A 1665-nucleotide genomic window follows, 5' to 3' on the forward strand; every position below is an offset into this window, starting at 1 on the left:
GGCGGAGGCGCCCCGGCGTTCGGCGTAGCTGTCCACACGGCCGCGCTCGACCTCCTTGACCCGCTTGAGGAGTTCGAGGTCGATGCCCTTCTCGTCCACCACATAACCGGAGGAGTCCGAGCAGGTCACGGCGTTGGCGCCGAGAGCGGCCAGCTTCTCGATGGTGTAGATGGCCACGTTGCCCGAGCCGGAGACGACCGCCGTGCGGCCCTCCAGGTCCTCGCCGCGCTCGCGCAGCATCGCCGCGGCGAAGAGGACGTTGCCGTACCCGGTGGCCTCCGGGCGGATCAGCGAGCCGCCCCAGCCGCTGCCCTTGCCGGTCAGGACTCCGGCCTCCCAGCGGTTGGTGATGCGCCGGTACTGGCCGAAGAGGTAGCCGATCTCCCGGCCGCCGACGCCGATGTCCCCCGCGGGCACGTCCGTGTGCTCGCCGATGTGCCGGTACAGCTCCGTCATGAACGACTGGCAGAAACGCATGACTTCAGCGTCACTGCGGCCGTGCGGCTCGAAGTCGCTGCCGCCCTTGCCGCCGCCGATGCCGAGACCGGTCAGCGCGTTCTTGAAGATCTGCTCGAAGCCCAGGAACTTGATGACGCCGAGGTTCACCGACGGGTGGAAGCGCAGGCCGCCCTTGTACGGGCCGAGCGCGCTGTTGAACTCCACCCGGAAACCGCGGTTGACGTGGACGCGGCCCCGGTCGTCCTGCCACGGCACCCGGAAGACGACCTGCCGCTCCGGCTCGCACAGCCGCTCGATGAGGCCGGGTTCGGCGTACTCGGGGCGGGCCGCGACGACCGGCTCCAACGTCTCCAGGACCTCGTGCGCGGCCTGCAGGAACTCCGGCTGGGCCGGGTTGCGGTGTTCGATCTCCGTGAGGAGCTGCGCGAGCGTGGTCTTCGTATCGGATCGCGTGGTCAAGGCAGGCCTTTCTGGCACGGCTGGCACCGGCGATCCGGTACGGGGCGCGGCTCACTCCGGTACAGCCCGGTCGGGACGCTCGGCGCCGTTGCCGCGCGCGGGACACTCAACAGGTGTTACGCGCATGTAAACACACGGACCGGCCCGCGGGTCCAGGGTGCGACCACATTGCGAGACCCGGGCCGCCGACCACGGCCGGGGCGTTGCCGGGCCGCGCGGCCGGGTCAGCGTGAAGTGCTCCAGCGCGGCGCGGTCCGGGCCCACCGGAGGTCCCACTCGGCGAGGTTGCGCCGGTGCAGGGCCAGCGCGGTGGCACCGTAGGCGCCGAATCCGGCGAGAGCGACAGTCACGAAGGCGAGCATCGCCCAGCCGAGGGCGCGGCTGCGGATCTCCGCGGCGGACAACGGCGCCTCGGCCATCGCGCCGCCCGGCTCCGCCCAGACGTCGACGGTGCTGCCCCGGCTCAGCCCCGGCGGCACCTCGGTCTCCGCGGTACGTGGCCGCCCGTCCGGGGCGGTGTAGCGGACGGTGACCGGGTAACGGGCCTTCGCCGCCTCGGCGGAACCGGCCTCCGGGTGGCGTGGGGCGTCGTGGGTGAGGGTGGCGGTGACCGGGTGCCGGGACCGCGCCTGCTGTGCGGCGGTCGCGCGGTAGTGCCCGTGGGCGGCGTCCCCGGCGAAGAACGCGGCGAGCGGACCGAGCACGGGTACGAGCAGCAGCAGCGCCAGTGCCGTCCAGCCCCGGACG

Annotated in this window: 2 protein-coding genes; both read right to left on the reverse strand. The window is 72.7% G+C overall.

Annotation, left to right across the window (positions count from 1 at the left end; all coding sequences use genetic code 11):
• Positions 1–918, reverse strand: a 918-nt coding sequence (locus tag AB8Z36_RS39690) for a Glu/Leu/Phe/Val dehydrogenase dimerization domain-containing protein (RefSeq protein ID WP_369218216.1), incomplete at its 3' end; no start/stop codon positions are given.
• Positions 919–1142: 224 nt separating this feature from the next.
• Positions 1143–1665: Rv1733c family protein (locus AB8Z36_RS39695; protein WP_369218217.1), on the reverse strand; the 523-nt coding region annotated here is incomplete at its 5' end.

Origin of the sequence: Streptomyces flavofungini, assembly GCF_041028215.1 — a bacterium.
Classification (GTDB): Bacteria; Actinomycetota; Actinomycetes; order Streptomycetales; family Streptomycetaceae; genus Streptomyces; species Streptomyces flavofungini_B.